The 11,052-nt window shown below is 65.3% G+C and carries 12 protein-coding genes and 1 pseudogene; 11 read left to right on the top strand and 2 right to left on the bottom strand.

The window, feature by feature from the left end:
- The 8 genes and pseudogenes from ABYB95_RS09520 to ABYB95_RS09485 form a co-directional block, all read left to right on the top strand.
- On the top strand, nt 1–201 hold a 201-nt coding region (locus ABYB95_RS09520), incomplete at its 5' end, for a hypothetical protein (RefSeq protein WP_372658235.1).
- A 40-nt stretch (nt 202–241) separates the two neighbouring features.
- Entirely contained in the window at nt 242–1,390 is a 1,149-nt protein-coding gene (locus tag ABYB95_RS09515) for a cell division protein ZipA C-terminal FtsZ-binding domain-containing protein (protein WP_372658234.1), read from the top strand.
- Nucleotides 1,391–1,510: 120 nt separating this feature from the next.
- Nucleotides 1,511–3,655, top strand: a pseudogene (gene ligA / locus ABYB95_RS09510) (NAD-dependent DNA ligase LigA).
- 206 nt (nt 3,656–3,861) lie between these two features.
- Nucleotides 3,862–4,323 (top strand): YHS domain-containing (seleno)protein, encoded by a 462-nt coding sequence (locus ABYB95_RS09505; protein WP_372658232.1) that lies wholly within the window; start codon nt 3,862–3,864, stop codon nt 4,321–4,323.
- Between the two features lie 10 nt (nt 4,324–4,333).
- Nucleotides 4,334–4,828 carry a DoxX family membrane protein gene (locus ABYB95_RS09500; RefSeq protein ID WP_372658231.1) on the top strand — a complete coding sequence of 165 codons (495 nt, stop codon included), beginning with the start codon at nt 4,334–4,336 and terminating at the stop codon, nt 4,826–4,828.
- A gap of 49 nt (nt 4,829–4,877) precedes the next feature.
- On the top strand, nt 4,878–5,483 hold the full coding sequence (locus tag ABYB95_RS09495; protein WP_372658230.1) for a DedA family protein: 606 nt from the start codon (nt 4,878–4,880) through the stop codon (nt 5,481–5,483).
- Nucleotides 5,480–6,637 (top strand): hypothetical protein, encoded by a 1,158-nt coding sequence (locus tag ABYB95_RS09490; protein WP_372658229.1) that lies wholly within the window; start codon nt 5,480–5,482, stop codon nt 6,635–6,637. The genes ABYB95_RS09495 and ABYB95_RS09490 overlap by 4 nt, the downstream gene beginning before the upstream one ends.
- 5 nt (nt 6,638–6,642) lie before the next feature.
- Entirely contained in the window at nt 6,643–7,191 is a 549-nt protein-coding gene (locus ABYB95_RS09485) for a hypothetical protein (protein ID WP_372658228.1), read from the top strand.
- Between the two features lie 25 nt (nt 7,192–7,216).
- Here the strand turns inward: ABYB95_RS09485 and ABYB95_RS09480 are convergent, their stop codons facing one another.
- The gene (locus ABYB95_RS09480) at nt 7,217–7,951 is read right to left on the bottom strand and encodes an SDR family oxidoreductase (protein ID WP_372658227.1); all 735 of its coding nucleotides are present in this window, start codon (nt 7,949–7,951) and stop codon (nt 7,217–7,219) included.
- Between the two features lie 98 nt (nt 7,952–8,049).
- On the opposite strand from ABYB95_RS09480, the gene ABYB95_RS09475 reads away from it, so the two are divergent.
- Nucleotides 8,050–8,964, top strand: coding sequence for an AraC family transcriptional regulator (locus tag ABYB95_RS09475; protein WP_372658226.1), 915 nt, complete (start codon nt 8,050–8,052; stop codon nt 8,962–8,964).
- 16 nt (nt 8,965–8,980) lie between these two features.
- On the opposite strand, the gene ABYB95_RS09470 is transcribed toward ABYB95_RS09475, so the two are convergent.
- Nucleotides 8,981–9,757: a GNAT family N-acetyltransferase gene (locus ABYB95_RS09470; protein WP_372658225.1), complete on the bottom strand. Its 777-nt coding sequence runs from the start codon at nt 9,755–9,757 to the stop codon at nt 8,981–8,983.
- A 148-nt stretch (nt 9,758–9,905) separates the two neighbouring features.
- On the opposite strand from ABYB95_RS09470, the gene def reads away from it, so the two are divergent.
- Nucleotides 9,906–10,445 (top strand): peptide deformylase, encoded by a 540-nt coding sequence (def, locus tag ABYB95_RS09465; protein WP_372658224.1) that lies wholly within the window; start codon nt 9,906–9,908, stop codon nt 10,443–10,445.
- A gap of 132 nt (nt 10,446–10,577) precedes the next feature.
- On the top strand, nt 10,578–11,052 hold a 475-nt coding region (locus ABYB95_RS09460; protein ID WP_372658223.1), incomplete at its 3' end, for a TolC family protein.

Below are 11,052 nucleotides of genomic sequence, written 5' to 3'. Positions count from 1 at the left end.
GACGACGCCAACACCGAGCGCTACGCCAAACTGGTGACCAACATGAGCCAGCAGGGCACCCAGTTCCTGTTCATCAGCCACAACAAGATCGCCATGGAAATGGCCAAACAATTGATCGGGGTGACCATGCAGGAGCAGGGCGTTTCGCGTATCGTGGCGGTGGACATGGAGTCCGCCGCCAGCATGGTGGAGTCCGCCTGAGCGTCCCGGCCCGCGCCCCAACCCGAGCAGCACTTTCGTTATGAGCACACTGCAACTCAGTCTGGCCATCATCGGCGGCCTCGTCCTGGCCGGTGTGGTGGCCTACAACGCCTGGATCACCCGCAACAGCGTGCCGCGCACCCCCCGCGAGCGGCACAGCGCGGACGAGGCTGCGCAGTCGCCAGCGTCCGATACAGCCGAAGATGTGCCGCACCCGGCCGAGCTGGAACACCGGGGCGAACGCATAGAGCCGGTGTTGCACGATGCTTTTGAGGCCGTTTCCTTGCCCAGTGGCAGCGAAGAGCGGCCACACGCGCCCAGCGTGGTCCCGGTGACGCTGAACACCGTGGTGCACACGCCCGACAAGAAACCGGGGCTGGACGCGCTGATCGACGTCATCACCCCGCTGCTGTTGGACTCCCCGGTGTCGGGCGATGCCCTGATTGCAGCCCTGCCGGGCACGCGCCGGGTGGGCAGCAAACCGTTTGCGGTCGAAGGCGAAAACGCCGAGAGCGGCGATTGGGAAAGTCCACGCCCGGGTCAGCGCTACTCGGCCCTGCAGGCCGGGGTGCAACTGGCCAACCGCTCCGGCGCACTCAACGACATCGAGTTTTCGGAATACGTGGTGAAGGCCCAGGCCTATGCCGACGCGGTCGGTGCGGCGCCCGAATTCCCCGACATGCGCGCCGAAGTCGCCCGTGCCCGCGAGCTGGATGCTTTTGCCAGCGGACACGACGCCCAGCTTGGCTTTACCCTGCGTGCGCGCCGCGCCGCCTGGAGCCCGGGCTACGTCACCCAGAACGCCGCGCAAATCGGTTTTGTGGCCGGCTCCTTGCCCGGGCGCATGGTGCTCTCGGGCAGCCAAAGCGGTCAGGCACCGATCCTCAGCCTGTCCTACGACTCTCAGGCCGCCATGGCCGAAGACCCTGAAAAAAGCGCTTTGCGCGAATTCACGCTCTCGCTCGAGGTGACCCACGTGCCGCGCAGCGAACAGCCCTTTGTGCGCCTGCGCCAGGCCGCCGCCACCATGGCCCAGGCCATGGACGGTGTGGTGACCGACGACGCGGGCCAGCCGCTGTCGACCGAGACCATGGACCACATCGGCGCCGACCTGGAAGGCTTGTACGACGCGCTGGACAGCCGCGACCTGTCGGCGGGCTCGCCGCAGGCGCGCAGACTTTTTTCCTGACCCCCGCGCCGCGCTTTCAGCGCGTCACCCCCTTTCAGGGGGCAACGCTGGCGGCCCGGCCAAGCCGGTTCCGCAGCGTTCTGAGCATGGTGCACTTCTCTCGTAGCGTGGTTTTCCTTCATGAGCAACCCTGACCTCTTCACCTCCGAGCCTTCGCCGGCAGAACGCGCCGCCGAATTGCGCGCCCAGCTGACCCACCACGCGCACCAGTACTACACGCTGGACGCGCCGGACATTCCGGACGCGGAGTACGACCGGCTGTTTCGCGAATTGCAGGCGCTGGAAGCGGCGCACCCCGAGCTGCTGACGCAGGACTCGCCCACGCAGCGTGTGGGCGGCGCGGTGCTGGCCGGTTTCACGCCGGTGCGGCACGCCGTGCCCATGTTGTCGATCAACACCGAGACCGACACCGAGCCCACCGGTGCGCGCAATTTCGACACCCGCGTGCGCCGCGCGCTGGGCCTCGGCGAAACCGATGCGCCGGTGGCCTACGTGGCCGAGCTCAAGTTCGATGGCCTGGCCATGAGCCTGCGCTACGAAGACGGCCTGCTGGTGCAGGCGGCCACCCGTGGCGACGGTGAAACGGGTGAGGACGTGACGCAGAACATCCGCACCATCCGGCAGATTCCCTTGCGCTTGCCGCAAGAAGCACCGCCCGTGCTCGAAGTGCGCGGCGAGGTTTATATGCGGCGCGACGACTTCGAAGCGCTCAACGACAAGCAGCGCGCCAAGATCGCCGCCGGTGCCAAGGGCGAAAAAACCTTCGTCAACCCGCGCAACGCCGCCGCTGGGGCCGTGCGCCAACTCGACTCCGGCATCGCCGCTCAGCGCCCCTTGAGCTTTTTCGCCTATGGCCTGGGTGAGCTCACGCCGCCCGAGCAGGGCGGGCCGGCCTTCGATACCCACTACGCCATGCTGATGCAGCTGAAAGCCTGGGGATTCCCGGTGGCCGAGCAAACCGCGCTGGCCCGTGGCGCCGACGAACTGGTGGCCTTCCACCAGCGCATCGGCGCCAGCCGCGACCAGCTGCCCTACGACATCGACGGCGTGGTCTACAAGGTCAATGCGCTCGCGCTGCAAAAACAGCTGGGTTTTGTCAGCCGCGAACCTCGCTGGGCGGTGGCCCACTAATACCCGGCGCAGGAGCAGCTCACCACGGTGCTGGGCATCGACGTGCAAGTGGGCCGCACCGGCAAACTCACGCCGGTGGCCAAGCTGGCGCCGGTGTTCGTGGGCGGCGTGACGGTGACCAACGCCACCTTGCACAACGAAATGGAGGCGCGCCGCAAAGACGTGCGCGTGGGCGATACGGTGATCGTGCGCCGTGCGGGCGACGTGATCCCGGAAGTGGTTTCGGTGCTGTTGCCGCCCGTTCAGCCTGAGCTTGTCGAAGGTGACCCCCAGGAGGAGCTTCGACAGGCTCAGCCCGAACGGGGACCTGTCTTCACCATGCCCACGCACTGCCCGGTGTGCGGCAGCACGGCGGTGCGGGAAGAGGGCGAGGTCGACCACCGCTGCACCGGTGGCCTTTTCTGCAGCGCCCAGCGCAAGCAGGCCATCCTGCATTTTGCGCAACGACGCGCGGTCGAAGTCGAAGGTCTGGGCGACAAGCTGGTGGAACAACTGGTGGACGCTGGCGTGGTCAAAACCTTGCCCGATCTCTACCGCCTGGGCTTGTCGGCGCTGGTGCAACTGGAGCGCATGGCCGAAAAATCGGCGCAAAACATCGTCGATGCACTGGAAAAATCCAAACAGACCACGCTGCCGCGTTTTCTGTTCGGCCTGGGCATACGCCACGTCGGCGAGGCCACGGCCAAGGATCTGGCGCGGCATTTTGGCCAACTCGACCGCATCATGGACGCTTCGGTCGAACAACTGCTGGAGGTCAACGACGTCGGCCCGGTGGTGGCACAAAGCCTGCGCACGTTTTTCGACCAGCCGCACAACCGCGAAGTGGTGGAGCAACTGCGCGCCTGCGGCCTGCGCTGGGAAGAGGGCGAGCCCGCTGCTCGCGCGCCCAAGCCACTGGCCGGCAAGACCCTGGTCATCACCGGCACCTTGCCCACGCTCAGCCGCGACCAGGCCAAGGACTTGCTGGAAGCCGCCGGGGCCAAGGTGGCCGGTTCGGTCAGCAAGAAGACCGATTGGCTGGTGGCCGGTGCCGAAGCCGGCAGCAAACTGGCCAAGGCACAAGAGCTGGGCGTAGCCGTGCTCGACGAAGCGGGCATGCAGGCCTTGCTGGCATCGTTCACGGCGCCCACCTGACCCGTATCTGGCCCACCCCAGGGCGCTGAGCCCGGCGCGGTGCTACGCCGGGCCGGGAGGCGGCACGCCCGGGCCTTGCTGCACAAGGTTTTCGCGTGCACAACAGCTTTTCTTGAGCGCTGTGTAAGAAAGCCGCCGCGCTGGCGACAGATGCCCAGAACGGTCGATGGCGACCGGTCAGCCAAGACAACGACAAGGGGAATGGCATGCCGAACCACCAACGCCGGGTTTTGTTGGGCGCTTCACTGGTCTTGCTGCTGGGCACGAACACCGCTTGGGCAGCAGACGCGCCGGTGTACACCGGACTTTTCAACCGCACGGCCGTTGGCGGTTACGACCCGGTGGCCTATTTCACCGAGAACAAGCCGGTCAAGGGCAGCGCGGACTTCAGCCTGGACTACAAGGGCGTGCAGTGGCGCTTCGCCAGCGCCGCCAACCGCGACCGCTTCCGCGCCAACCCAGAGATGTATGCGCCCCAGTACGGCGGGTATTGCGCCTGGGCCGTGGCCCAGGGATCGACCGCTTCCGGCGACCCGCTGCGCTGGAAAATCGTGGACCAGAAGCTGTATCTGAACTACGACGAAGACGTGCAGCGCAAGTGGGAGAAAGACATTCCTGGCTTCATACAGGCGGCGGACAAGAACTGGCCGCAAGTGCTGGGCAAGTGAGGACCTCGCCATGAAACAGAACCCGATTCAAAAATGGTTGCCGGTGGCGCTGGCCTTGTTCATCGCCTTCGTTTTCATCCAGTCCTTGTTCTTCAAGTTCACCGACTCGCCCGAGACGCAATACATCTTCGGCACGCTGGACCAATGGGGCGCCAGCCTGGGCTTTCCCGGCCTGTTCGCGCACACGGGCATCTTCAGCCAGTACGTGGTCGGCAGTGCTGAATTGGCGGCTTCGGTGCTGTTGCTGGTCGGGCTGGTGACGCGCCTGGCGCTGGTGCAAGCCGGGGGCGCCGTGTTGGCGCTGGCGGTGATCAGCGGCGCCATCTTCTTCCATCTGTTCACGCCGCTGGGCGTTGAGGTGCGCAACGCCGATGGCTCGCTGGACGGGGGTGAGTTGTTCGGGCTTGCCTGCGGCGTCTGGGTGAGCGCTGCGCTCATGCTGTGGTTGTTGCGCCACCGTGTTTTGGCCGCTTTGGGTGGCTCGGGCGGGCGGGCCTTTTCATGATGGAGGCTTGGCCGGTGTGTACCACCCAGCCGCCACAGGACACACGCCCATGAGCGCCGATTTTCAGCAACTCTGGTCGCTCTGGCAGAACGCGCTCGATGGCATGGCCCAGCCGTGGGTGATCGGCTTGGTATTGGCCTTGACCACCTTGTTGCTGGAAGACGTGGCCATTGCAGCCGGTGTGGCGGTGGCCACGCACGGCGCCTTGTCCTGGGAATGGGCCTTTGCGGCGGTGGCCGGTGGCATTGCCTTGGGCGACCTCGGGCTGTACGGCCTGGGACTGGCGGCGAACCGCGTGCCCGGCCTGCGGCGCCGGTACATCGAAGGCCGCGATCTGGCGGCCTCCCAAGTCTTGCGCCAGCAGTTGCCGGGCGCGGTGTTGCTGGCCCGCGTGGTGCCGGGCTTGCGTTTGCTCACCTACACCGTTTGCGGTTTTCTGCGCATGCCTTGGTGGTCGTTTGTGGCCTGGGTGCTTTTGGCTGTCGCACTCTGGACGGCGGGCCTGTTCTGGTTCAGCTCGGCCTTGGGCGCGGTGATCGCCGAGCACCTGAACGTGCCCATTGCGCTCGCGGTGGCCTTTCCGGTGACGGCGCTGGCCCTGTGTTTTCCGCTGTTTCGCTGGTTCCGGCGGGCGCGTCTCAAGGCGGCTTCATGAACGCCCGCGCCGAACCCATGGCCGTGCGCCAACCCCGCCCGCACCAGGGTATGCCGCCACTGGACCAAGCGGGCGCGCCGCTGAGCTTTTTCGAGTTCTGGCCCATGTGGGCGTTTTACCCACCGGTGCTTTTGTACGCGCTCTGGCTCATGCTGCGCTACCGGGGCATCTTGCTGCCCACCGTGGCCAACCCCTCGTTTCCTGGCGGCGGATTTTTTGGCGAATCCAAGGCGGAGATTCTGGATCTGGTGGTCAAGCACGCCCCCGAATGGGTGGCGCCGTTTGTGGTGGTGGACCGCCCGACACTGGACCCGGACGACACAGCTGCGAACACCGCGCTGGACCAGCTCACTTGGGATGCGCTGGTGCGGATCGAACAGGCAGGTTTTTCGCTGCCCGTGGTGGCCAAGCCCGACCTGGGCTGCCGTGGCGCCGGTGTGCAACTGGTTCGCACGCCCGAGGCCTTGCGGCGCTATTTGTGGGCGTTTCCCGCCGGTGCGCGCCTGCTGTTGCAGCAACTGGTGCCGCACGAAGGCGAGGCCGGTATCTTTTATTGCCGCCACCCGGGCCAGGCCAAAGGCCGCATCATTTCGATCACGCTGAAATATTTTCCTTATGTGCATGGCGACGGTCGGCGCACTTTGCGCGAGCTGATTCTGGACGACCCGCGCGCGGGCAAGCTGCCCCACCTGTATCTGCACCGACACGCCGAACGGCTCGCCACCGTGCCCGCTGCGGGCGAAGCCATACGCCTGGCCTTTGCCGGCAGCCACAGCCGTGGCGCCATTTTCCGCAACGGCACCAACCTGGTGACCCCGGCCATGGAAGCGCGCTTCGACGCCATTGCGCAAAGCCTGCCGGAGTTCTACTTCGGTCGCTTCGACATCCGCTTTGAAGACTTCGCCGATGTGCAGGCCGGGCACGGCTTCACCATGGTCGAAGCCAATGGCGCCGGCGCCGAAAGCACGCACATCTGGGACCGCAACACCAGCCTCTTCACCGCCTGGACCGACCTCATGCGCCAGTACCGCTTGCTGTTCCAGATTGGCCGCGCCAACCGCGACCGCGGCTTCAAGCCCCTGGGTCTGGCGGAATTTCGCCGCTGGCACCGGCGCGAAAAAGAACTCACGCCTTTGTACCCCGCCACCGACTGAACGCCATGCCGACCCCGAACACCCAGACCCAAGCCCTGTGGCAGTACAACCGCGCCTTGTTGACCCAGGCCATGGAGACCGTGCAACGCCTGCAAGCGCAGGCCCGGCCCGGTTTCGATTACGCCCGGGCGGTAGGGCCGCATTTGCGGCACATCATCGAGCACTACCAGGCGCTGCTGCGGGCGTTGCGGCCAGCGGCAAGGCGCTGCGTGGATTACGACGAGCGCGAGCGCGATCTGGAGGTGCAAAGCCGCAGCGAAGCGACCCTGCAAGCGCTGCGCCAGTTGATGGCCGAGATGGCCACGCAAGCCCAGAACCCCGACTGGCGCCTGGACTTGCCCTTGGAAACGCGGCTGCGCTCGGGCCCGGCGGGTGAGTTTGAAGTGGTGGTGCCCACCACACTCGGGCGCGAACTCTTGTTTCTCTCGTCCCACACGGTGCACCACTTTGCGCTGCTGGGCCATTACTGCAAGGCGGCGGGCGTCGATCTGGACCCCGACTTTGGCAAGGCACCGGCCACGGTGGCGTTTGAGCGCACGGTGGTCTGCGCCTGAGGCTTTTGAGCTGAGGGCTTTGGGTTTAGGTCAATGCCAGAGCGTCGGCGCCCGCTGCCATGCGCGTTGGGCTGCCAGGGTCGTTCGCTGCGCGCCACACCGCTTCGGCCACGTCGAGCGCGTGGGTAACTTCGGTCGATTTCCCCACATCTGCGAAAACACCTTGTGCAAAGGCGGCGTACGCGTCGGGAATGCCACCTTGCATCCGGGGTCGGGCATTTTCACCAAAACGGGTTTCTGGCGCCCTTCCGGGCAGCACGAGTTTCACCCTCACGTTGAAGGGCGCCAGTTCCAGCGCAAGAGACTCCGTGAAGGCGTTGACCGCAGCCTTGCTCGCTGTGTACACCGATAGCAGCGGCAGCGACTTCAAGGTCACGCTCGAGGTGACGTTCACGATCACACCCGCCTGGCGTTGCCTGAACTGGGGCAGCAAGGCTTGGGTCATCGCGATGGTGCCCAGGGTGTTGGTCTCGAAAACCTCGCGGGCGGTTGCCATCGAAGTGCCTTCCAGAGCACCCAGTACGCCAATGCCGGCGTTGTTGACCAGGACATCGATCGGCCCTGCGGCCTGCACCGCCTGCCGGATACTGATCGCGTCGGTGACGTCGAGGGCAAGCACGCGAAGATGTTCGGACGCCGGCAGCACATCCTCGCGTGGCGTGCGCATCGTGGCAACGACCTTCCAATCGCGGTTCAAAAAATACAGAGCGGTTTCAAGGCCGAACCCGGACGAGCAGCCGGTGATCAAGACGGTTTTCATGGCATTCCTTTAAGTGATGGACAACACCGAGACTCTAGTTTTCAATGTCTGGACTTACTACAATACAAAGTCCATATTTCATTAGAAAAGGTCCGGCCATGGTCGATCCACTCGCGGAGGTGGTCACGCTCCTCCAGCCCCAGGCACTGTTCTCAAAGGTCGTCGTCGGCGCCGGTGCTTGGCGTGTGCGGCGTTCGGAGTTCGGGCAGCCGTTCTATTGCGTGGTGCTTGAGGGGACCTGCTGCCTGGCGGTCAACGGCCACGAGCCGATCCATCTCCAGCAGGGCGACTTTGTCCTGATCCCATCGGCGTATGGTTTTGCGATGACGAGCTTGGAACCGGCCCCGTCCGACGACGTCGATACCGTGCCCGTTGCGCGGCTCCATGGCGAGTTCAGGCTCGGTGTTCAGGACGGGTCAGCCGACGTTTTGTTGCTGGTGGGCCACTGCGTCTTTGGCTCACCAGACGCGGCCTTGCTGGTTTCGCTGCTTCCGCAACTGGTGCATGTTCGAGGGGAGCAGCGGCTGGCCACCCTGGTGCAACTCGTCGGCGATGAATCCCGAGCGCTGCGGCCCGCCCGCGATGTGATCCTGGCGCGCCTGCTCGAGGTTCTGTTCATCGAAGCGCTGCGCGCCAGTGCCGAGACGGCGGCGGCGCCCGGCCTCTTGCGTGGGCTTGCCGACGAGCGCCTCGCGGTCGCGATACGGCGCATGCACGAAAGCCTGGAACACCCCTGGACGGTTGCACAACTCGCGAAAGAGGCGGCTCTGTCCCGCTCCACATTTTTCGAGCGCTTCAGCCGTGCCGTGGGCGTGGCCCCCATGGCGTACTTGCTGGCTTGGCGCATGGCAACGGCCAAGCGGCTGCTGCGGCGCAGAGAAGGCGGGGTTGCCGAAGTGGCCGAGCGCGTCGGTTACGGCTCCGCCAGTGCGTTCAGCGTTGCATTCGCCCGCCACGTGGGACAACCGCCAGCACGCTATGCGCGGGCGCCCATGGTGGCACAACAGCCGTAGCGTTTGACGAGCAGGCTCAGCCGATACCGAAGCGCTTGCGGCGTTGTGCCATCTGCGGCGACTGCAAGTCCATCAGGGTCAGAAAGTCGATGGTCTTGAACGCCCGGTCTATGGCCGGGGGGCCACAAATCCAAGCACCCAAAGCCAGATAGGCCGATAACAATTTGGGCAGCTTGGTGGGCGCACCCATCGGCACCGGCCCGGCTGCGCAGGCGCAATGGGCCAGCGGCGTGGTGCGCAAGCCCTCAGGGGCGAGTTGGGGCAGCAAGGTCTGGTAGGCCTGCCAGCCGGTCGCGGGGTCTTGCGAGGTCAGCGAGCTGCAGCCCAGCAGGTAGCGCGTGCCGGTATCGGTGGCGTGCTGCGCTATGCCTTTCCAGAGCAGGCTCAGAACAGCGAAATGGCGGTGCTCGGCATGGATGCAGGCGCGGCCCAGTTCCAGCACCAGTGGGCGCAGCGCCTCGAACGGGGTGAAATCAAATTCCTGTTCGCAGTAGTAGCCACGGTGGGCGAGTGCCTGCGTACCGGTTTGCATGCGGTAGGTGCCCACCACCGCTTTCGACGGCAGGTGCTCCACCAGCAAGTGGGTACAAACCGGGTCGAAGTGGTCGCTGTCCAGGCCGTTTTCGTACGAAGTGCTCAAACCTTCGCGCATTTCCAGGTTGAACACCGCGAAGCGCAGTTTTTGCGCCGCTCGCAGATCCGCTTCGGCTTGGGCCCAGCGCAAGCGGTAGACCGAAGCGTGTGGGTCGGCGATAGACTTCGGGCTGAAGCGCTGGAGCAGGTGCTGGAACATCGGTGTCTCCAATGGCGTTGGTTTCGCTCTTGGTCGCCCGCCGGCCCAAGTTCTTACAGCCGCAAGCCCTGTTTTCCGGGCTCAGCGCCTTCCCCGTTGCATCCAGTGCCCTGGCGCGCGGCCCCTTGTCCAACCACAGAAACCCGATATGAGCATCCACACCATTCTGAAGATGGGCGACCCACGGCTGTTGCGCCAGGCCCGTCCCGTCACCGCCTTCGACACCCCGGAACTGCACCAACTGGTGGCCGACATGCGCGAGACCATGGCGGCGGTCAATGGCGCCGGGCTGGCCGCGCCACAAATCGGCGTGGATCTGCAAGTGGTGATTTTTGGCAGCGGAGCCGTCAATCCGCGCTACCCACAGGCCTTGCCGGTGCCGCCCACGGTGCTGATCAACCCGGTGGTCACAGCGCTTTCGGCGCAGGAAGAGGAGGGCTGGGAGGGCTGTCTCTCGGTGCCTGGCATGCGTGGCGTGGTGCCGCGTTGGCAAACCGTGCGCTACCAGGGTTTTGACCCCATGGGACAGCCCATCGACCGCGAAGCCGATGGATTTCACGCGCGCGTGGTGCAGCACGAGTGCGACCACCTGCTGGGCGTGCTTTACCCCATGCGCATGCGCGACTTCAGCCGCTTTGGGTTCACCGAGGTGTTGTTCCCGGAGTTGGACGCGCTGGAAGACGATTGATCTATTTTTTTATCCGGTGTAGGTCGATTGGCAACAATCCGATACGTCGTTGAAATAGATTGAAATATTCGGACCACAGAAACCATTAGAGTGGGCTCCGGATAAATAACCGCACAGGAGAGGACCTGTTTCATGACCAGAACGATAGCCATCGTGGCCATGGCCGCATTGCTGAGCGCGTGCAGCGTGACCCGCCCGCCGACACAGGTGGCGGCCGCCGTGCCTGCGGCTTGGTATGCGCCGCCGCTGCCGCACCAGGGCAGCAGCCAGAATCTGGCGCAGTGGTGGGCACGCTTTGACGACCCGGTGCTGACCGACTGGATAGAGCGCGCACAGATCCAGAGCGCAAGTATTGCGTCGGCCCGTGCACAAGTGTTTGCGGCGCGGGCCAACCGCATCGCCGCTGCTTCGGGGGCCGGTCCGCAGGCAGCGCTGGTGGCCGGTGCGAGCCGGGGCCGATCCACGAATCTGCAAGCCCCCGCGACCAGCCTGAACGCGGGGGCACAAATGTCCTGGGAGCTGGACCTGTGGGGTGCTGCCGATGCCAGTGTGGGGCGTGCGCAGGCGCAACAAGAGGCGGCCAGCGCAGGCTGGCACGAGGCCCGGG

Origin of the sequence: Hydrogenophaga sp. (assembly GCF_041633695.1) — a bacterium.
Classification (GTDB): Bacteria; Pseudomonadota; Gammaproteobacteria; order Burkholderiales; family Burkholderiaceae_C; genus Hydrogenophaga.
This window is presented reverse-complemented; position numbering and strand designations above follow the sequence as displayed.

Bases quoted from the DNA above. Each gene is read 5' to 3' on its own strand.
- ABYB95_RS09515 (WP_372658234.1), top strand. From the start codon at position 242: ATGAGCACACTGCAACTCAGTCTGGCCATCATCGGCGGCCTCGTCCTG.
- ABYB95_RS09505 (WP_372658232.1), top strand. From the start codon at position 3,862: ATGCCGAACCACCAACGCCGGGTTTTGTTGGGCGCTTCACTGGTCTTG.
- ABYB95_RS09500 (WP_372658231.1), top strand. From the start codon at position 4,334: ATGAAACAGAACCCGATTCAAAAATGGTTGCCGGTGGCGCTGGCCTTG.
- ABYB95_RS09495 (WP_372658230.1), top strand. From the start codon at position 4,878: ATGAGCGCCGATTTTCAGCAACTCTGGTCGCTCTGGCAGAACGCGCTC.
- ABYB95_RS09490 (WP_372658229.1), top strand. From the start codon at position 5,480: ATGAACGCCCGCGCCGAACCCATGGCCGTGCGCCAACCCCGCCCGCAC.
- ABYB95_RS09485 (WP_372658228.1), top strand. From the start codon at position 6,643: ATGCCGACCCCGAACACCCAGACCCAAGCCCTGTGGCAGTACAACCGC.
- ABYB95_RS09480 (WP_372658227.1), bottom strand. From the start codon at position 7,951: ATGAAAACCGTCTTGATCACCGGCTGCTCGTCCGGGTTCGGCCTTGAA.
- ABYB95_RS09475 (WP_372658226.1), top strand. From the start codon at position 8,050: ATGGTCGATCCACTCGCGGAGGTGGTCACGCTCCTCCAGCCCCAGGCA.
- ABYB95_RS09470 (WP_372658225.1), bottom strand. From the start codon at position 9,757: ATGTTCCAGCACCTGCTCCAGCGCTTCAGCCCGAAGTCTATCGCCGAC.
- def (WP_372658224.1), top strand. From the start codon at position 9,906: ATGAGCATCCACACCATTCTGAAGATGGGCGACCCACGGCTGTTGCGC.